This is a genomic window from Natronosalvus amylolyticus, assembly GCF_024298845.1.
In the GTDB taxonomy this organism is placed as follows: Archaea; Halobacteriota; Halobacteria; order Halobacteriales; family Natrialbaceae; genus Natronosalvus; species Natronosalvus amylolyticus.
In genome coordinates this window covers 2815994-2836319 of record NZ_CP101156.1, presented here as the reverse complement: position 1 = coordinate 2836319, position 20326 = coordinate 2815994, and the positions used below count along the sequence as shown (strand labels likewise).

At 59.9% G+C, this 20326-nt stretch carries 14 protein-coding genes; 3 read left to right on the top strand and 11 right to left on the bottom strand.

The window, feature by feature from the left end; genetic code table 11:
- Nucleotides 1–53 precede the first annotated feature (53 nt).
- Together NLK60_RS13255 and NLK60_RS13250 are read right to left on the bottom strand one after the other, a co-directional pair.
- A complete protein-coding gene (locus NLK60_RS13255; RefSeq protein ID WP_254808246.1) occupies nucleotides 54–1271 on the bottom strand; it encodes a PKD domain-containing protein in 1218 nt (405 codons plus the stop codon).
- 165 nt (nucleotides 1272–1436) lie between these two features.
- Nucleotides 1437–2435: a glycosyltransferase family 2 protein gene (locus NLK60_RS13250; RefSeq protein WP_254808245.1), complete on the bottom strand. Its 999-nt coding sequence runs from the start codon at nucleotides 2433–2435 to the stop codon at nucleotides 1437–1439.
- Between the two features lie 188 nt (nucleotides 2436–2623).
- Here NLK60_RS13250 and NLK60_RS13245 point away from each other — a divergent pair, with 188 nt between their 5' ends.
- A complete protein-coding gene (locus tag NLK60_RS13245; RefSeq protein WP_254808244.1) occupies nucleotides 2624–3895 on the top strand; it encodes a polysaccharide deacetylase family protein in 1272 nt (423 codons plus the stop codon).
- Nucleotides 3895–4950, top strand: a complete 1056-nt coding sequence (locus NLK60_RS13240; RefSeq protein WP_254808243.1) for a glycosyltransferase family 2 protein — start codon at nucleotides 3895–3897, stop codon at nucleotides 4948–4950. The genes NLK60_RS13245 and NLK60_RS13240 overlap by 1 nt, the downstream gene beginning before the upstream one ends.
- Before the next feature lie 239 nt (nucleotides 4951–5189).
- Here NLK60_RS13240 and NLK60_RS13235 read toward each other — a convergent pair whose 3' ends face one another.
- From NLK60_RS13235 to NLK60_RS13205, 7 genes are all read right to left on the bottom strand, one after another.
- Entirely contained in the window at nucleotides 5190–6824 is a 1635-nt protein-coding gene (locus tag NLK60_RS13235) for a flippase (protein ID WP_254808242.1), read from the bottom strand.
- A 249-nt stretch (nucleotides 6825–7073) separates the two neighbouring features.
- Nucleotides 7074–8690 (bottom strand): right-handed parallel beta-helix repeat-containing protein, encoded by a 1617-nt coding sequence (locus tag NLK60_RS13230; RefSeq protein ID WP_254810491.1) that lies wholly within the window; start codon nucleotides 8688–8690, stop codon nucleotides 7074–7076.
- A 302-nt stretch (nucleotides 8691–8992) separates the two neighbouring features.
- Nucleotides 8993–9655 (bottom strand): helix-turn-helix domain-containing protein, encoded by a 663-nt coding sequence (locus NLK60_RS13225; protein WP_254808241.1) that lies wholly within the window; start codon nucleotides 9653–9655, stop codon nucleotides 8993–8995.
- A 144-nt stretch (nucleotides 9656–9799) separates the two neighbouring features.
- Nucleotides 9800–11122, bottom strand: coding sequence for a phosphoglucosamine mutase (gene glmM / locus NLK60_RS13220; RefSeq protein ID WP_254808240.1), 1323 nt, complete (start codon nucleotides 11120–11122; stop codon nucleotides 9800–9802).
- 111 nt (nucleotides 11123–11233) lie between these two features.
- Nucleotides 11234–12427, bottom strand: coding sequence for a bifunctional sugar-1-phosphate nucleotidylyltransferase/acetyltransferase (gene glmU / locus NLK60_RS13215; RefSeq protein ID WP_254808239.1), 1194 nt, complete (start codon nucleotides 12425–12427; stop codon nucleotides 11234–11236).
- 40 nt (nucleotides 12428–12467) lie between these two features.
- Entirely contained in the window at nucleotides 12468–14228 is a 1761-nt protein-coding gene (locus tag NLK60_RS13210; protein WP_254808238.1) for a carbamoyltransferase family protein, read from the bottom strand.
- A gap of 79 nt (nucleotides 14229–14307) precedes the next feature.
- Entirely contained in the window at nucleotides 14308–15972 is a 1665-nt protein-coding gene (locus NLK60_RS13205; RefSeq protein ID WP_254808237.1) for an alkaline phosphatase family protein, read from the bottom strand.
- Nucleotides 15973–16276: 304 nt separating this feature from the next.
- Here NLK60_RS13205 and NLK60_RS13200 point away from each other — a divergent pair, with 304 nt between their 5' ends.
- Nucleotides 16277–18181, top strand: a complete 1905-nt coding sequence (locus tag NLK60_RS13200; protein WP_254810490.1) for a polysaccharide deacetylase family protein — start codon at nucleotides 16277–16279, stop codon at nucleotides 18179–18181.
- Nucleotides 18182–18403: 222 nt separating this feature from the next.
- Here NLK60_RS13200 and NLK60_RS13195 read toward each other — a convergent pair whose 3' ends face one another.
- Together NLK60_RS13195 and NLK60_RS13190 are read right to left on the bottom strand one after the other, a co-directional pair.
- Nucleotides 18404–19480 (bottom strand): Brp/Blh family beta-carotene 15,15'-dioxygenase, encoded by a 1077-nt coding sequence (locus NLK60_RS13195; RefSeq protein ID WP_254808236.1) that lies wholly within the window; start codon nucleotides 19478–19480, stop codon nucleotides 18404–18406.
- A complete protein-coding gene (locus NLK60_RS13190) occupies nucleotides 19470–20249 on the bottom strand; it encodes a lycopene cyclase domain-containing protein (RefSeq protein ID WP_254808235.1) in 780 nt (259 codons plus the stop codon). The genes NLK60_RS13195 and NLK60_RS13190 overlap by 11 nt, the downstream gene beginning before the upstream one ends.
- Nucleotides 20250–20326: the final 77 nt, after the last annotated feature.

The following is a 20326-nucleotide window of genomic DNA, read 5'->3' as shown; positions in this document are numbered from 1 at the left end:
CGATTTCGAAAATCCCTCGACGCTATCTCGCCGTTCGATTCCAGACTATTGTGTTACTCCGCCGAGAGCGTAATCTGTGCGGTGTCAGTCGCTCCCTCCTCACCAGTAACCCGCAATAGGATCGAGTGGTCGCCGTTTGCGCCGATCGTCACGTCGATTGTGTCACCCGTTTCGTCGACCGTTTCATCGCCGTTGAGTTGCCAGTCATAGCTGACGATTTCACCGTCAGTAACGGTCGAACAGGTGGCATCGAGAGTGACCGTCTGGCCCGACTCGAGTGACAGTTCGTCGGCGTTCGGTGGGTCGGTTCTGATTTCTGCGCTCGGCGATACCCCCGTCTCTCCATCGTCGTCATCACCTGGATCCGTCTCGACAGGGTCGTCGTCATCGTCCGGAACTTCCTCACCAGGATCGTCATCGACCGGTTGTTCGGGAACGTCGCCGTTCTCGGGGTCGTCGACGAACACGTCATCCGCAAGCAGTCGTTCGGTGATCGCCAGATGCCACTGGACGCGCGTCTCGAGGTCGGGGCCCCTCGAGAGGGTTTCGACCAGATACGAATCCGCCCCGAGGTCGCGAGCAGCTTTGTGGACGAGTAAGCCACTCGGTTCAGTGGCCGGCCCGGAGAACGATCCGGTCTTGAACGCGAGATCCATATCGTCGACGTAGTGTTTGGTCGCGTACGTCCCAGCGCTGTCTGCGGTTTCAGCGACCGCATCCCCGTCTGAATGGAAAATTGCCTGCCCGACACCGTCGATCGGATCGCCTGCGTAGATACCGATTGATTCGTGAAGGTCAACGACCACGTCAGCATCGAACTCGGAAAGCACGTCCCAGATAGCGCTAGCGAGGTCGGTCCGTGGTTCACTGCTTTCGGGGAACTGCCTGTTGAGGTCGATTCCGTCGTCGTCAGTTCTGGTTCCGCGCTCGATTGCGACGGCGTTGGCTTCCGGTATCGTGACGAGTGTCCCCGCATCGATCGTCCAGTCGGCGATTTCCCCGGCCGCAACGTATCCCGCTACCTCGTTGCCGTGGATCCCACCAAGGACGACGACCGTCGGTCCATCCGCCTCCGCAGTCGTGACGTAGACAGTCGTCGCTTGATCCGTGCCCTCGCGAATAACGAAAGTGTCTCGAGAAACACCATCGTCCACGTCAGGTTGCTCGTCGTCGCCCGTTTCGCCGGCCAGTTGGCCGACACCAACTGTCGCGAGTGAACAGGCGCCTGTAAGTGCTAATACGGTCCGACGTGACAATCTATCGCGTCTCATTCCGGTTGCTGGGACTCACCGCACGTGTTTCATTACAGGTATGCTAACGAATGCAACGGTTACGTTTCATTTGAGAAAGGATCGTGGACGAACGTTGCTGAGCCGAAACGGTACCTGCTGGAACAACACTGCTGGCCGAAAAATGCCATCGAGAACAGCGTCCAATCAGTGTCCGGAACTATCAGAGAGCCGATGTTTTATCGCCCACTGTCCGAAAAGCATCGAGAGGACCACCAGACCGATGGTAGCGACCACTGACAGGGGGCGTCGTCGTACACCGGTTCCGAGAGCCCAACAGAGTCCAGGCACGTGTCGTGGTGACACCGCAGCCGTACGGAGATGCCACACGCCGCGAGGGAGCCGGCCTTCCGCCAGATACCGCTTTGCCAGGATGAGTTCGTGCGTCGAGCGAATTTCGTACCCTGCCGACTCGAATCGTTCGACCTCATCCTCGTAGGTCGAGAGGTACTGCTCGCTCGCGTTTCTGATCACGTCCGCCGGCGGATGCCCGGTCGGTTCACGGCGCACGAGTGGTTCGTCGACGTACGCGAGTTTGCCGTGCTCGAGAACCCGCAGACAGAACTCCGGGTCCTGAAATCGATCGAGCGTTTCGTCGAAACCGCCAGCCTCCCTGGCGACACACGCACGTACCAGTAACGTCGATCCAGCGCCCGGCTGGACGTTATCCGCCAGAATCTCGCCGATCAGTTCCTCGCCGCCTTCCCTCGTTGGTTCCGCATCGCCACGAGCCAGCACGGATGCGACGAACGATTGAATCGGACCAGCGGGCCCCGACAGTTCGAACGTCGAGTCACAGTACGTGCCGACCCACACCTCCGATCGGTCTGCAAGGGTCTCCAGCTGTCGCTCGAGTTTCTCGGGGTGCCAGGTGTCGTCAGAGTCGAGGAACGCGATATACTCGCCGCGGGCGTATTCGATGCCCGTGTTCCGAGCCACGTTGGCGCCCCGGTTCGTCGCGTGGACGATCGGTCGTACCCGCGAGTCGTCGTATCCAGCCAGCACCGATTGGGTTTCGTCCGTCGAGCCGTCATCGACCACAACCACCTCGAGGTCGTCGACCGTCTGCTCGAGGGCGCTGTCGATGGCGCGAGAGAGCGTCTCCGCTCTGTTGTACGTCGGAATAATAACACTGACGCGAGGCATAGTCGAGGATACCCATCCGGAGCGGATTATTATCGGGTGAATAAACGCAAGTAGCAGGTTGGCACAGCGGTACCGAGCGGTCCACCGACCGGCAAACAGCCAAACTGAAACGTGCAGGCGACTCACATCGTCCGTCGCCCGGACTAATATCTCTATAAGAAAGGGACCCCGAATCGTCGTCCTGGTCGATGACGAACCGAAACCGACGATCGTTTATAACTACGATTGCAGCGACTGGAACACTCGGGCTCGCTGGATGCCTTTCGGACGTGCGCGAGTTACGTCCCGGAGACGATGAGTCCACACCCACACAGTCGCCGTCGGAAAGCGACGATGGCGGTCCCGAAGCCGTCGACGGGCCCGACTTGCCTGGTACGTCCCTCGAGGATTTCGAGGATCTGGATAACTGGATAACCATGATCGACGCGGGATCGCTCGAGGCCGAAACGGACGACCCGTACGCGGGGACACAGTCGGCACATCTCACAGCCGACGAGGAAACCGACTACGCGGCAATCTACTCGACACACGACGAGGGGATGGATCTCCGTGATTCGAACCTCTCGCTTGCCGTCAAATTCACCGGGCGCGACCAGCTCCAGCTTACACTCGAGTTGTTCGCGCCGAACTCGCGTAACGTCCACACGTTGCGTCGGACGCTCACGGGACCGAGCGATCGGTGGCTTCGCGTCGACTTCGGTACCTCGCGGGTCGATACACAACCCGACCTCACTGATGTGCGTGAAATTCGACTCACTGCCCGCAGACGCGGTAATCTGAACGGGACGCTTGAGTGTTCCGTCGACGACCTGCGGGCAGTTGACCGACCCGAGAGCGGCAAGGTCGTGTTGTTGTTCGATGGGACCCTCGAGAGTCACTATACCAACGCGCTCGAACCGATGAACGAGTACGACTTCCCCGGGGTCGAAGCGGTGATGCCCGAGGCGCTCGGGGAAGACGACCGACTCACGCTCGACCAGCTTCACGAACTCGACGACGCTGGCTGGGACGTGGCTGCCCGGCCACGAACCGGCGCACAGTTCATCCACGAGTACACGCCGGAAGAACAGGAGGGAATGATCAAGCGAACGAAAGCGTACCTCGAGAATCGGGGCTTCGAAGACGGTGCGAAGCACTTTCTCACCCCACGGAACGTGCTCGGCCCCGAGACGATCGATCTTGTCAGAGAGTATCACGAACAGGCGTTCCGGTTCGGGGGCGGACCGAACGGGCTGGAACTAACAGACCCTCACAACGTCGGGTTCTTCGCCGGAGATGCCGGCGACGAGACGAAAAGCTACGTCGATTACGCAGCGGAGTATGGACAGCTCGCCGTCCTCCACTTCGAATACATCGGTGAGAACGGCATGTCCATAGAAGCGTTCGAAGCGTTACTCGAATACATCGACGAGCAAGACGTGGCGGTCGTCACGGCGACGGAACTCCTGGAGGGGCGCTAATGTACCGAGAGAAAACTGTTGGCGTCGTTCTGCCGGCGTACAACGAAGAGGGGTTCGTCGGCGACGTCATCCGTGATATGCCCGAGTACGTCGACCGTATCTACGCGATTGACGATCAGTCCACCGACGATACCTGGTCGGAGATCCGAGCGGCCGCACGCGAGGATGGGGGCAGGACCCACCGACCCAAAGGCGAGGACATCGAGCCGATGATGGCAGACGGCGGAACCACCGCCCTCGAGAATCGAGCATTCGTCGACGATGCCATCGGTCGAGTGGTCCCGATCCAGCACTGGCACAACCGAGGTGCTGGTGGTGCAATCAAAACTGGGTATCTTGCCGCCCTCGAGGATGATATAGACGCGACAGTAACCGTCGATGCGGACGGACAGATGGACCTCGGGCAGATGTCTCGGCTGCTCGATCCGCTCGTCGAGGGGCAGGCAGACTACGCCAAAGGAAACCGTCTGCTCTCGAAAGAGTACCGGGCAGCGATGCCACGGTTCCGGTTCGTCGGCAACGCGATCCTCTCGTTTCTGACGAAGATTGCCGCCGGCTACTGGAAGACGATGGATCCACAGAACGGGTACACAGCCATCTCCAACGAGGCGCTCGAGGCGATCGCTGTCGAGGACCTCTATGAGTACTATGGCTACTGTAACGACCTGCTCGTGAAGCTGAACGTCCACGGCATGCGGGTTGCCGACGTTACGATGCCCGCAGTCTACGGTAACGAAGAGTCGAGCATCCAGTACTCGACGTACATCCCAAAGGTGTCGCTGATGTTGCTACAGAACTTCCTGTGGCGGCTGAAAGCGAAGTATCTCGTGTTGGACTTTCACCCGCTCGCGTTGTTTTATCTCGTTGGCGCCGGAACGGCTGCAACCGGGTTGCTTGGCGTCGGACTCACGTTGCTTACAGCACTCGTCGCCGTCGGGAGCCCACTCTCGGGCTCGACGGGCCTGTTGCTTTTGGTAGCAGGGGTCACGTTGCTCCTGTTCGCGATGGTGTTCGACATGGCGGAGAGCGAACACCTCGAGACACAGATCCAGTAGGTCGGTCGATCATCACGAGACAGCCGTACGACTCCGCCTTTTGCTCCATCTTTGAGTAGCCAATTACTCCTGTGACACCACTCTGGAGACAGTGAACTGCCTGTAGGTAGCGTCGACAAACCCTTACACCGTTTTTGTGCGAAGCGATCGCTGTCCGGCGTGACAATCCACGAGAAATCGATGGCTGGCCCAGGGGGCGCGACAAGTGCCTGCCCGTAATCGACCCGAGAAGGCGGATATTACGGGACCAGTTGCTGGTCGGGATGCAGGAATCCCAGTAGGAGACCGGTGAGAAACAGCGACAACCCTGCCAGAAACAGCAAGCTCTGTAGCTGGCTCGGCGCCGGCCCCCGCTCGTTCGAGGCCTCGAGGCGGCGATGAATAGCGTCGGCTTTGGACCCGATCGGATCGGGAAGCATCGCCAGCAATTCGAACGCTTCCGTCAGGTCCAGGGCACCGACGAGCAGCGCAAACGCGAGGAAGATAGCGAATCCGACCGGCGGGACGATGAGAAGGGCAAACCACAAACTCCCGATTCCCGACGAGAGGGCAAAGATTGGGACGGCGGCGAGGACGGTAGTGAGTGTGACTCGCACGAATCGAGCATCCTCGAGTGGGTCAAAGCCGACCAGACGCGCACTCAGACAGTGGAAAACGAACATCGTTCCGTAGCCGACACTGGTTGCGACGGCTGCGCCGTGCATCCCGTACCGGGGGATGAGTGCAGCGTTGAGAATCACGTTCAGCAGAGCCGCTCCGCCGGTAGCAGCGATGGGATATCTGAGCGCCCCGTTTCCCTGTGACACGGCGAGAATCGGACGTGCAAGGGCAAACCCGAGTGCACCAGGGAGCAATAACAACAGCGGTTCGACCGCCGGTTCGGCGTCGGAACCGAAGTAGATGGGAACAGCGACCTCAGCCAGTGCGGCAAGTCCCACTGCCATTACGGCCGTCAGTAAGAACGTGTATCGCGTCGTCTTCGACGCCAGTCTGGATATTTTTCGATGACGGTTCTGTGACCACAGTTCCGACGTCGAGTGGACGAACACCGTCTGAATCGCGAGCGGCACGAACCAGAGGAATTCCGCGAGTGTCAGCGCTGCCCGGTAGTTCCCTACCGCCGAACTATCGGTAAACCGCTGGAGCATCACGATATCGATGTGATACAGAGACATCAACAGAAAGACGAGGACGATGTTCAGGGAGTTGAACGTAAGCATCTGCTTTCGCGGAAACCGCTTTGTCGGGCGAGTGAACACGCACGACAGCGAAACTCGTCGGTGAACGAGCGCCAGTCCGGCGATAGTAACGAGGATACTCGCCACAAGATGACCCGCGAGCGCCCCTGCAACACCGATTCCAAGGTACGTTAACGGGAGCGCAATCGCGACGAAAGCGACCTTGTCGAGAATCTTCAGCGGTTCCGAATATCGTTCGAGGCCGAACCCCATGAGCGTCTTGCGCGCGTAGTCTCGAAACTGCGCCGAAATGACCAGCAAGGCCAGCAGATAAAAGTACGGGGCGACGCCGGACCCGAAGAGGGCAGCGACGAGTCCGGATTGCGCACCGAGGGCCAGTCCGAGTGCTCCGATAACGGCCAAGAGGAAGGCCAGCCGAAAGTAAAAGCCGACAACGTGTTCGCTCCAGTCTGCCTCGTTGCGATCTTCGGCGAGGAATTTTCGAACGCCGTCGGTGATCCCGGAACTGACGAAGATCATGTAGATTGCGAAGACCGACAGCAAAAACGCGTACTCACCGAAGGCAGAGACCCCGAGGAATCGATACAGAAGCGGCGTCGAAATAGCAGTGACGACGAGCACGACGACTTTCGCACTCACCACGGAAAAGACGCCACTCCCAATGCTCCGATTCACGGTTTCACCGACAGCGCTTCGAACGGAGAGCCGGTTCGCTCGAGGTCGATACTCGAGGAATTCATCGATTCAGGCGACGACATACTCACAGTATCGAACTGGAGGAACGACCGAGGCGTTATTATACGGGCGTTAAACGACGATAACGGCGCGTAGCGTCAGTTCACGACCCGGCAGTAGTGAGATTCCAGGTCCGAACCCGTGTGGAAAATCCTCGATTTTGCGTACGGGCCGACGCCTGGAGTGGGACTAATACGTGTTTTCCCAGGTCAACACGTCGGTCGCGCCAAGGTCTCGAATCCCGTTGACGAGGCGATTCTTTTTGAACGAGGGGCTGTGTGACTCCGGATACAGACAGACAGCGTGTCTTCCACCAGAGGATTCGAGGTCGGAGTCACGAACGAGTGCATCGGAGCCGATGTCGATGTACGGATACTGACTGGCCCGGAGTTTGCTTCGATAGACCGTCAAATCAGCGGCCATGTTGACGATAGCGTTTCGATCCACGCCGTCTCGACCGTGTTGGATCACCTCGACGTGACTGAACCGACAGTTGTCCCGTTCACAGCGAATGCCGTCACGGAACCCACCTTCGTCGCCGGCCCGGCCCGAAATAGTGAGATATTCGGCGAGCACCCGCTCGCTCCGGTCACTGTTTCTGATCCACAGCGGATACCCACCGGCCGTCTCGTGAGTTATCGCCGTATCGGCGATGGTTACCTCACCAGCATCCGGTGAGATGACAATCCCGTGGTTGACCGTCGATCCCTCGAGTTGGAGACGCGTGTTTGCAATGCGTGCACTCTCACAGGAGTTCATCACCGAAATGGCGTGACTGGTCGGCATTGGAGAGGAGATTTCGACGGCCGCACCGTAAATCTCGATCTCACGCCCGTTTTCGATGCGGATACCACGCTGGGTCTTATCTTCCGGTCGCGTGTCGTCGATTTCGACCGTCGGCCACCGTATCTCGCTATTATCACCGCCGACGCGCACGTTTGCCCCGTTACTATTACTATAATAGCCACCGTGGACGATTATTTTTCCGTCACCGCCCGCCGCGTAGAGTCCGTTGTTCGGGAACGCCCCCAACGCACACCGGCGGAATTCGAGCGTGCCACGGTTCTGATTCGCTTCGATTCCGATCGGTCCACGCCAGCGGTTTCCGGCCATCGGCGTGTTATCGACCCATTCACCCCCGTCAGGTGCACGGAATCGCTCGACGATTCCCCAGCCGTTCGGCTCGGTAATATTGAACAATCCTGGCCCCCAGGTGCCGCTATCGTGTTGGCCGCGAATAATAACGTCCCGAACCTCGAGTCGCTCGGAGATGTACGTTTCAATCGTCCGGATACCGGTATCGGAAGCCGTCTGATCGACCTCGAAACCCTCGAATCGAAGCCGTTTCCCTGGACGATAGGAGACACCGAGACGAAACAGCCGGTACTGCGGGCCGTCAAAATCGTAGTAATTCGCGGGGACTAACGTCGCATTGTCCCCGACGAAACCGACGTTTTCGAAACCCGTAAACCTGAACTGCTTGTCCATGAAGTACCGCCCCTCCGGGAAGACGAACAACGTGTTGTCGGCTCGCTCGTCCTCGAGGACGGAGGTAATCGATTCGGAGCCGGTATTGTCAGCACCGGCTTCGACGACGTTAACCACGTTTTCGTACTGATCCTCGTAGTGTGTGTACGAATCTGTCGCGCTCGCAACGGACGTCAATCCGATTCCTGCCGCACACGTCGCTGCGATTCCTTGCAATACTGTCCGTCGCGACTGCGTCGAAGCCGTCGAATCATCTAGTGTCGTCCGATCGTCAACAGTATCCGCTGGCCGAGAGCACCGAGAACGTCCACACCGCATCTCACTTCGTTCCGACATTGATAGTCATTGCTTTATAGGTATAACAAACCCCAGTATCTGTGGGTTCGGATAGCAAGTTTTTAAGTTTACTATGGTACCATAATTGATAACTTACGCACAGAACGAGCGTATCTGATAGTTGTACACATTGAAACGGTCGAGAAAGAGTGAAATGAGGCGAGAGGCGATCTCAGAGGATTGTCCGTTTCGGGGCCCTAACCACGACAATTCCAAATTGTATCACAGTCAACGAACGGTCCGGTTCCGATATACACCACCTAACAGACCCAGTGCAAAGCAGGTCAACCGCGTATGTCAACTTCACGATTATTTTCGAGCGTGCCCGCTATCAACTCGGAGACGGCTCGACGGATTCGCTGAGAGACGGCCGAATCTGAAATCTCGAGGCGTTCGGCAAGATCGTCCTGTGTAATCGTCCGTGGGACCTCGAAGTAACCGGCATAGTACGCCATCATGAGTAGTTCTCGCTGTTGTTCGGTCAGGTAATAGGTTTGCTCGTCCGCAGACGAGGAATCACACAGTTGCGTCACGCGAAAAGAGATGCCGCGTTCTCGACAACGCGCCCGAAACGCCGAAAGTGCGTCTCGATCAGGAAGGTATCCACGGACGATCCATCCCCCATCCCCGCTCGTAACGGTGAATACGAACAGGCCGTCGGTCCCACATCGGCCGGGAATTATCTCGAGATCGGTTTCGGTTTCGAGACGATAGATCGTCCGATTGTCGAACGTGGCAATCGGAGTTGGGTTCGAAATGGTGGGGTCAGCCTCCAGTGACCGCTCGAGGTCAGAACGCTCCTCACAAAAGGCAGAAACGAACAACAGACGTCGGTCCTCGAGTGTTTCCCCGTACTCGTATCGAAGTATTAGATCGGGGTGTACTTCGATAGTCGGCACCAGCGGGAGTTCGTCGTGGACCAGATGGACGGTTGTAGTAAATCCCATTGACGAGTGGTGCTGAAGACCAGAGAATCGACGGCCATATTTATACCACCGATAAGTCCAGTTTCACTGCGTCGAACCGGCACCTCTCGAAAAAATGTGTCCATTTCCGGACGTTTTCCACTCCCGTTGATAGATTTCGACCCGCTATTCTCTGCTCGTTGCTGCCTCCAGCAGGTCGACCGCGATGGCTTCAATTTCGTTTGCCCGCGAATCGGTTCGCGCTTCGGCAGTGATCCGCACGACGGGTTCGGTTCCGCTCGCTCGCACGAGCATCCATCCGTCCTCGAAAGCGACGTAGACGCCGTCCATCGAGTCGACGTCGGCGTACCGCTGACGACAGCGGTCGCGTACACGGCCGATAACCGCTGCTTTGTCGGTAACGTCGATCGATTGCCGACGAATCGGGTACGTCTCGATTGCTGAAACGAGCGTCGAGAGCGGCCCACGGTCGGCGACGAGCGAGAGGAGCTTACAGGCTGCGAGTGGCCCGTCGGGACACGGCGTTTCCTGTGGCCAGATCCACGCCCCGCTCGGCTCACCGCCGAAGACGACGTCCGAGTCCATGGCTCGGTCGGCGACGAAAACGTCACCAACGGGTGTACGAGTGGCGGCGGCACCCACGCTCTCGAGGGCATCGTCGACAGCCATACTCGTGTCGACCGGAACCGCAACGACGTCGCCGACGGTTGCCGTCTCACGGGCAAAGAGTGCCAGAAGGACGTCTTTCGGAACGAACGTTCCTGTCTCGTCGACCGCGACCATCCGATCGGCGTCACCATCGTGAGCTATACCCAGGTCTGCATCGCTCAACTCGACGAAAGACGCGAGATCGCCAAGCGTCTCCCGTGTCGGCTCACTCGGACGCCCCGGAAAACTCCCGTCCTGTTGGCCGTTCAGCGTCACGACGTCACACCCCAGATCGGCGAGGACACGAGCAGTGATCCCGCCAGTTCCGTTGCCGACGTCGACGACGACGCTCGGCGACGTATCGAGTGAAACGGCCTCACTCAGTTCCCTCGAGTGACGCTCGAGTGCGTTCTCCACCGGTTCGCTCGAGCCGTGGCCGTCCCAGGGCTGGAGCGTGAATGTACCTCGTTCGAGACGGGTTGCAATCGTCTCACACTGCTCGGGATCGAACGCCCTGCCGGAGGGGTTCCAGAGTTTGATCCCGTTGTCCGTTGCTGGGTTGTGCGAGGCCGTGATGACGACGCCCGCATCGCTTTCCGTCCACGAAACTGCTCTGGCGATTGTCGGTGTGGGAGCGACTCCAACCTCGAGGACGGTGCCACCACATTCTCTGACACCGGCCATCAGCGCGTCGGCCAGCACAGCACCGCTCGGTCGGACGTCCCGTCCGACGACGACGCGTTCGTACCCCTCGGAGGCGAGGGCTCGGCCCACATCGAGGGCGAGTTCGGCCGTGACGTCGGTGCCAACAGTACCGCGAATACCGCTCGTTCCAAACATGTGAATACCCTCTCAACCCCCCGCCGGAGGATTACTATAGAGTCGATAAGCTCGATTGCGAGACGGCCGGAGATACTCGAGCGAAACCGAACTCGAGAGCAACACTCTGGGCTACCGATCGGAGAATACGCTCTCTCCGGGCACAGTCGTCTGACCCGACGACAGTCGTACACCGGGGTTGAGACTCGTATTGATACCCGTCTTGGCCTCGTCGCCGAGGACGACCCCGAACTTCCGCCGACCGGTCGAAACACGCTCTCCCGAAACGATCATTTCGATCGGTTGATCGTCGTGGCGCAGGTTTGCGATAGCCGTCCCCGCACCGACGTTGACGTCCCGTCCGAGAACGCTGTCACCGACGTAAGAGAGATGGCCGACGCTGGTCCCCGCCATCAACACGCTGTTTTTGATCTCGACGCCGTGGCCGACAGTGGCGCCCTCACCGATGAGCGTCGCCCCCCGAACGTACGCGTTCGGCCCGACGGTCGCTCCCGACCGAATCAGCGCTGGCCCCTCGAGAACCACATCCGATCGGATTGTCGCACCCGGTTCCACGACGACCGTGCCGGAAATCTCGGCGTCGTCACTGACTGTTCCGCGGATATCGCGCTCCAGTTCGGCCAGTTTCCGCTCGTTTGCCTCGAGCAGTTCCCACGGACGGCCGACGTCGAGCCACTGGCCAAATTCGACGTGACCGACGTCGATGGTCTCGTCCTCGAGCACTCGACTCAGTATATCGGTGAGTTCGTACTCGCCACGTTCGCTCCGACGGACATCGAGACACGCGAAGGCCGCTGGAGGAAAGACGTACGCACCCGCGTTTGCGAGCCTTCCGGGTGGGTCATCGGGCTTTTCGACGATGCCAGTGACCGTTCCACCCGAGACCTCGAGGACTCCGTAGTTCGACGGTTCCTCGACGCGAGTTGACCCGACGGCCGGACCGGCCGCAAACAGGGCCGAAAGTGACGGCCGGTCGAAGACTATGTCGCCGTTGATCACCGCGAACGGTTCGCTGGGGTCGAGATACTCACTTGCCGCCCAGAGCGCCCCTGCGGTTCCGTCTTGTTGATCCTGTACGGCGTATCGAATCCGAACGCCCTGGAACCGGTCTCCGAAGTAATCACGGACGACATCGGCCCCGTAGCCGACGACGAGAACGATTTCATCGGCCCCGGCCTCGATTGCCGCCTCCACAGTGTGTGCTACCAGTGGTTTGCTCGTAACCGGCAACATCGGCTTTGGCACCGATTCGGAGAGCGGGCGCATTCGGGTTCCCTGTCCGGCCGCGAGAATAACGGTTTGCATGGGTGGCGCTCGTCCCCAGCCACGTTTTCTTATACGGTCACTAAAGGCACCGACCGTCCGCTATCCCAGCCGACTCGAGGCTGTTCGAATGAGGCTTCGTCACGAGAAGATCTTCGAGGACGAGGACGTCGAGCCCCATCCCGTAGAAGTCCTTGAGCGCCTCTGTCGGCGTATTGACGATTGGCTCGGCGTGATCGTTGAACGAGGTGTTGAGGAGAACCGGAACGCCGGTGATCTCCTCGAACGCCGTGAGCAGTCGATGGTAACGCGGATTCTGCGCTTTGGTCACGGTCTGTGGCCGAGTCGTGTCGTCACCCGGATGGACGACCGCACTTACCTCGTCACGGCGCTCGGGTTTCACGTCGAACGTCTTGATCATATACGGGCTTTCCGTCGCGTTTTCGAGGTAGTCGTCGGCCGCAGATCTGGTCATCGACGGGGCGAACGGACGCCACTCTTCTCGGTGCTTGACGAAGCGGTTGACTCGGTCGCGCGAGTCGGTCGTTCGCGGGTCCGCGAGGATACTGCGGTTACCGAGCGCTCGAGGCCCCAGCTCGAGGCGACCCTGGAACCAGCCGACCAGTGCACCATCCGCGATCAGTTCGGCGACCTGTCGTTCGAGGTCGTCCGGTTCGGTGTAGGCGATTTTGTTCGTCTCGAGAAGCTGGCGAATGTGGTCGTTTTCGTACTGTGGACCGAAATATACGTCACTCATCGGGGCGACCTCGTCCGGGTGACGGTCGATCCAGCCACCGCCCAGGGCGAGACCAGCGTCGTGAGCGACCGGCTGGATGAACAGCTCGTCGACCGACGGGAGTTCCATGATGGCCTTGTTCAACTTGCAGTTGAGGATGACGCCACCAGCGAGACCGACATTGCCCGTATCGATCTGACCGGTATACTCCTGGACAATGGACGTAACCGACTCCTCCAGTAGCTTCTGGGCGGTGTAGGCGAGGTCTTTTTCGAACTGATCGAACGTTTCGGTCGTCGTCGACCGTGGGCGATCGAACAGGTCCTCGAGGGCTCGGACGCCGTGTTCGGTTCCCCAGCGCCCGGTCAGTCCGGTCACGTCGTAGTCGACGCCCGTCTCGATCGTTCGACGGAGCAAGGCCTCGATTTCGGGGTTTTCCTCGCCGTACGGAGCGAGCCCCATTACTTTCCCCTCGCCGTTGAACATCCGGTAGCCCAGATAGTTCGTGATGGCGGCGTAGAACAACCCCCAGCTGTTCGGATGCTCGTACGTCCGGACTCGAGTGAGCCCATCGAACGTGGCGTGCCAGACGACGGTCGAATCGTACTCGCCTTTCGCGTCGGCAGTCAGTACCATCGCCTCGTCGAACGACGACGGGTGGAACGCGCTCACCGCGTGACACTCGTGGTGTGGTCGACAGTCGATCGGGGGGACCGGCGTACCGATTCCCTCGAGGCGGTTTTCGACGAGACGAGTCGGCGCGAGTTGTGCCATAAACAGGTCTCTGGCGACGTTCTGAAGGTGTGAGATCTTTCGGAGATTGCTATCGAGCTGGAACGTGTTCCGCAGATAGTGGCCGAGGATCTTTCGTCGGAGTTTCGGCTGGTATGGAAGAACGATCTTCTCCACGTCGTCGAGTTCGATAGCTTCGTACTCGAGGCAGGCCCGAATCGCCTGTTCCGGGAAGGTGTCGACGGCGTGTTTCTCCCGAGTCAGTCGCTCTTCTTCGATTGCAAATAACAGTTCGCCATCGGCGAAGAGCGCTGCGCTCGGATCGTGCTGGCCGTAGAGATCGATAGCCGGTTTCAGTGAGAGAGTATACGTCATGGTGTGGGTCTTTGTCGTGCCGTTTTGGTTCGTTGTGCCATCCAAACGATTCGTCGTAAGGTCGTCGCTATCGGAACGATCACTCCACGTACCCCAGTTCTTCGAGTCGGCTTTCGACGGCCGAATCCACGGACTTCCGTTCCGTGGATACGTACGACGGGTAGGCTATGGCCTCGGTTGGTTCAACGATTGGCAGGACGCGACCATCCATTCGGTCGCTATACGGAACGTCAAGCGACGCGAGGATGGTCGGTGCGATGTCGAACAGGTGAGCAGCATCCACGGATCGTGTCTCGTCGATTCCATCGCCGGCGGCGACGAATATGCCGTCGAGTTTGTGGTTCCAGGGCTCGGTCGTCTCGACGAAGTATTGTTCGGACGGTTGGGCCGACAGGAAATGCTGGAAGTCGTTCGGGACGGTAACGATGTCGACCGCTCGGTCGGTGTACGGCCCCTCGAAAAACGCTTCCCGGGGAGCCACCTCCTGAAAGACAGGTTCGCCATCGGGAGCGGTCACCGACTCCAGTTCTTCGATGAGTTCGGCGCGAACGGTCTCGTACTCTGCCGAAGGAACCTTTCCTGCAGGATCCCGTCCCTCGACGTTCATTCGAACGCCCAGTTCGGTTCGCGCACGAACGTACGCCGTGGACGCCGGGAAGTCCACCTGTTCGTTGCCGGTGCGGACGACGCCATCGGGGACGCGTGCTTTCGCCACATCCACGAGACCAAGTCGTTCAAGCACCTGTCCTATTCGGTGGGTCGTTATCCCGACGCTCGCCAGTGAGGCCGCGAGACGCTCGGTCGTGCTCGGCTCCCACGTTTCTGCCTGTTCGCCGTCTCGAAGGTCGTCTCGCATCACGTTCCACGTCGGCATCCCCTTGCCGCCGAGAGTCGTCTCGAGGTAGCCAGCGTCCTCGAGAAATGCGTTGACACGAAATTCGGGCTTCTCGTATCGCCCCATGCCATGATCGCTCGCGACGAACACTCGTCGCGGATCACAGGCCTCGAGAACCGCACCGATCTGTTCGTCCGTCGCGGCGTACACCTGTTTGACCTTCTCCCAGTCGCCGTCGAACTCGTGAAAGACCGTGTCGGTTTTCTGAAACTGGAGGAAGCCGAAATCAGGATGGAACCGGTCGGAGAGGTACTGAAACGCCTCGCCACGCATCCGAACGAGCGTACAGTACTCGTCCATTTTTTCGGCATCCGAGAGCGAGTCGTCACCCCTGGAATAGCGTGGATAGACACGGTACTCGCTAATCGCATCGCGTACGTCGTCGAGGATGCCCTCAGGGTGACACGGTGGGTTTTCGGGGCCGATAAATCCCGGAATGATGGCCCCCTCGATCTCGTCCGGCGGGTGTGTCACCGGGACGTTGACGACGACGCTCGAGCGGTCGTGCTGATCGAGCAGCGTCCAGAGCCGGTGGGCCTTGACGTCATTGCCTTTGACGACGTGAAAATCGTAGCCGTCGAAGCCGGTGAATCCGTAGACACCGTGCTTTCCAGGGTTCACTCCGGTAAACATCGATGGCCATGCACTCGGCGTCCATGGTGGCACCTGAGACTCGAGTGGACCGGCCACGCCGTCCTCGAGCAGCGACTGGAGATGCGGAATGACGTTTTCTTCTGCGAGGCGATCAAACACCGAGAGACACCCAGCGTCGATACCGATGAGCAACGCTTCCATTCGGTCCCCGTCCTGGGTCGGGTGCTGCCCGTCGTTCGATACGGTAGCTTTCATTGAGATACTCGAGCATCGTGGCTGCGGGGTGATTATTAATATCGAGTAAAACGACTTCCTCGGAAGCGAAAGATGGCTGAGAGACGGATGGGGAGAACGGCGAGCCACGTTCTCTCGAGGGGTTTCAGCACGGTTCCCCAGCAGATACACCGTTTAATACGTCTATAAACCCGGTTTCGGCCGTGGTGAGTTCCAAACCGGCCACACCAGCCACACTCGAGTCACCGTGACGAACTGTTCTACGAGTTGAACCGGTCTTATCCAATCCATCACCAAATGCCGCGAAGTGGACCGAACGGACAACATGAGAGAAACGATTTCCAGACGACGCGCTTTGGCAACACTCGGCGTGACATCGGCCACACTGGCCGGGTGTACAGAGTATCTCCCCAACGAAACGAGCGAGATCACCGGAGAAGAGCCGAACGAAAACACCGTGAACGGAAGCGATTCGAACGGAGAGAGTACGGCCGAAAGTAGCGACGTGCGATGGCCAGCCATCGATACCGGTGAGGTCCTCTCTGACTTCGAGAACCTCGACCGATGGGAAGCACGAACTGGCCACATCGAAGCCGCCCCGGACGAGGCACGGACCGGTTCACAGGCGGCAGTCCTGAAAAGCGACGGCGAAAATGCCGAGATGCGGCGCTTCTTTCCCGAGGGACTCGACCTCGAGGGATGGGATACCTCGGTGGCGATAAAGGCCGAGGAAGTGAGTCGCGTCGTCGTCGAGTTCATCGCACCGACGCGGGACCAACGGCTGACGACCGTCCGGCCGATACCAGACGAATTCGATGGGTGGTTCCGACTCGACTGTGGGTACGAACACAAACCAGAGGGCGAACCAGTTCTTTCGGACGTGAGCCAACTGAACATCGTCGCAGTCGGTCCCGAGGGCGGCCCAACTCGAATCGTCGTCGATGACCTCCGACGTACCGAGGCCGTCGATAACGGAAAAGCGATTCTCGCGTTCTACGGCGGACACGACTCTCACTACGAGATTGCCGCAGAATTGCTCGAGGAACGCGGCTGGGCCGGTGCAGTTCCCGTCGACCCTGGACGGGTTGGTGGTGAGGGACGAGTGGATTTCCCCGAATTACGGCAACTCCGAGACCGCGGTTGGGACGTCTGTTCGTATCCACGCTCGGAGCGAGATATCACCGAACAGCCGGAAGACCGACAACGAACGGTTATTGGCACCGCCCGGAACTCCCTTGCAGATCACGGCTTTCCGGATGGGGCGCGCCACTTCTTTGCGCCCGACTGGCGACGAATGGACGACACGACCCACACCATCGTTCGAGAGCTCCACGAATCCGGTTTCCTCTTCGGGAGTTGCCCGGCCGGTGCCCCGCCAACCGGAATGCACATGACACCAGTCATCTGGGGACCCGCACTCCGCAACGGCGTTCGTCGCCACATCAACCTCTGCGATCAGTATCGTCAACTCACCGTGATTAGAATCCCCCCGATCCTCGACGAGGAAGACGTCGAAGGTGATGCCATGTCCCTCGACGACTTCGAACATCTCCTCGATCACATCGAGCACCGAGGACTCGACGTCATCACACCCTCCGACCTCGTCGACGGAATCGAGGAGAGCGACGACAGTGATGGCGAAGCGGAAAACGAGTCGCGGCCCGAGGGACAAATCCTCGAGAGCGGACACACCCACCGGTTCGAGGGAGCAGTATCTGGCGAAACCGAGCCGTTCGACCTCTCCGAAGGGATTCTCACCGCGTCCCACGAGAGCGATGGCGAACTCGTCGTCGAACTGCAAGCTATCGACGGTAAGGTGCCAAACGAACGGCTGGTTACGTCGGCGAACGGAGACAGCGGTGAGTCGATACTGGTCGTCAGTGACGGAACCTACAAGCTCGAGGTCGATACGGACGGGCCGTGGTCGGTCAGTCTCGAACAACCCGAAGTACACAGTGACGATCTCGAGGATCCGCCACTCGAGACGAGTGGCGAAGGATCGGGGTTCATCGGCCCACTGTGGGCCGAAGGCGGACTCAGTCTCGACGTGACACACGACGGTGAAGGTCCCTTCATCGTCGACGGCTACGGTAGGGATGGAAGCTGGGAGCAACTCGTCAATCAGACTGGACCGTTCGATAACTCCCGGTCGTACGCTGCGAGCGGGGTCTGCTGGATCAACGTCGAAGCGGACGGGAACTGGACGGTCGATATCGTCACTAACGAGTAATGAAACGTCCGTACGACACCAATGCGGTCCTCGTGTCCGGTCGCTGGTACCGAGACGGCAACGCCAATGAGTGGTTTCTGACGGAGGTCGGGTAATATGTCACAACGATAGTACGTCGTCACCCGTCGCTCGAGGCGTGGGCGGACTCGGAGTCGGAATACCAGTCGTGGCCCCAGGCTGGCACAAGTATCGACAATTTACACGCACCTGTTCCAGGGCGGTTCAGCGCCAGACCCCTTCGATCCGGTCCAGCAGCGTCACGACGACGACGTGAGGGAGCGTCAACACGGCGATACCGATCAGGTAGAGCCCCAGCGTCTCATCCAGACCGCCCGGTGTCCGCGGGAGGACGAGGACGAGCAACCCGATGACGGCCAGCCCACCGAAGGTGAGCGGTGCCGCGTCGCGGGCGAATCGACGCCAGGCGCGTCGGCTGTCGCCATCCTCGAGCGCCCCGCGAGCGACCGGGTCGAGCACCATCGTTCGAAGAATGTGCCGCAGCGAGTGCCACAGACAGAAGTACAGACCGATAGCGAGGATCGGTGGCACGAGAGCGAAGTATCCGACGAGGCCGAGAGTCTCGAGGGCGTCTACGAACCAGGTCCCCCTGTCGTCGGTGCGGAGGTACCCCAGCCCGAGGGTAGCGAGAATCACCGTGCCGAGGCCGAGAGCGACGACGGTCCGGCCCGTGGTCGTGAACGCCGGTTCGAGAGCCGTCACTGCGTCTGGATCGACCAGGCCGACGATGGCCGTGGCGACGCGCTCGTACTCGCCGGGGAAGGCCACGAGCGGAACGAGCATCGGAATCGAACCACGGACGGCGAGGGTACCCGTGCGATTCAGGCCGTACTCGAGATAGGGTGTCCCTTCGAAGACCCGAAGAGCGTAGACGTCCCCCTGTCCCCAGTGGAGGGCAGTCACGAGGATGAACGAGCCGAAGGCGACGGCTGGCTCGAGGAGCCACAGGACGGTATAGGCCCCACCAACCAGGAAATAGAGGATGCCAACGCCGAGCACCGACCGCCAGCGAGGGAGTTCACCGCGGGCTCTGGGGAGAACGAGGTGATCGACCGCGCCGTGAGGGAGGCCGAAGACGACGACGCTGATCGCAAACGGGAGAAACTGGATCCACATCGGGAGCGACAGCACGACGGCGACACTCGAGAGCAAGACGCCCCCGAGGACGGTCGCGAGTGCACCCCGTCTGGCCCACGACCGGGTTCGTTCTCGAGCGTTCACGCTCGTGACGGTAGGGACGCCGTCGGTTTGACGCTCCCGATTCGGGAGTTCAGCGTCCATTGGGATCTATCGACCGCTCGACCACCGCGGCGAGTGTCGGCACCTCGTGCGCTCGCTCGAGCAGCCACAGGTAGAGGACGATTCCCTGAACGAGGAAGACGTTCGTCACGAGGAAAAACAGCGCTTCCTCGATAGGGAGCCCGAGCAGGCTGAGACCGACGGTGTGGGTGCCGGAAATGACCCAGACCCCGAGGCTGATAGCGAGCCAGTCGACGGCCCAGAGGTACAGCGTCGGCACGCCGACGGCGAGCAACCAGTGACGGCGCAGCCCCCAGAGGTAGGTGATCCCGAAGCTCCACTGGATGGCGAGAATCGGGCCGGCCCAGGCCAGGAGCCACCCGAGATAGTACGTCGACGTCCCACGGGTAAGCCAGAGTCCGACGGCACAGATGGCGAGCCCCGCGAGCCCACCGACTACGCGGTGGTGGGTCGGGATCCACAGCGACCGATCATCGACGCGCGGGATCTGGAACAGCCAGAACGCCGTCAGGATCGGCTGTAAGACGAAGAAAAGGTACTCTTCGACCGGCGTGTGCCAGATCCTGGCGATGACCGCCCCCTCGCCGTACCACCAGACGTCGGCCGGGATGAGGTGGTTGGTCCACGGCGTGGTGTAGACGACGGCGAGGACGATCATGATCGCCAGGCCCGAGAGCGGCTTTGGACCCCACCAGGCCTCCTCACGTCTGTAGGCGAGCCACCCGAGGACGAGGATGGGCGGGACGATGAACAGCATATGCACCTGCAAGTACGTGAGTGGGGCAGTCATTGGGTCGGTGGTGTGTTGATGGCTGTTTCGAGGATTTCCGTCTGAATGTTACGAGAGGCCCCCGGCAAACGTGTTGC